This is a genomic window from Paenibacillus sp. EKM206P (assembly GCF_011066155.1).
Classification (GTDB): domain Bacteria; phylum Bacillota; class Bacilli; order Paenibacillales; family Paenibacillaceae; genus Paenibacillus; species Paenibacillus polymyxa_D.
The window spans coordinates 1-272 of the sequence record NZ_JAAMNQ010000113.1; the positions used below are offsets into that span (position 1 = coordinate 1).

1 protein-coding gene is annotated in these 272 nt (G+C 49.3%); it reads left to right on the forward strand.

Annotated features, from left to right (window positions below; translation table 11 throughout):
• On the forward strand, positions 1-272 hold a 272-nt coding region (locus tag G9G53_RS25965), incomplete at both ends, for an AMP-binding protein (protein ID WP_165150912.1).

The following is a 272-nucleotide window of genomic DNA, read 5'->3' on the forward strand; positions in this document are numbered from 1 at the left end:
GTCATCTATACGTCGGGTTCGACTGGAAATCCGAAAGGAGTTATGCTCCAGCATCGCTCGGTCCTCAACTTTATTACAGGGATGCGCGAAGCCATTGATTTTGAAGCGAGCCGAACCATGTTGTCACTCACGACCATTTCATTCGATATTTTCGTATTGGAAACCATTCTCCCCCTGTTGGGCGGAATGACGGTGGTGCTTGGCGACAGCCAGCATCAGGTGAATCCTCAGGCGCTGGGTGAGTTGATTACTCAACATTCGATTGAGATGTT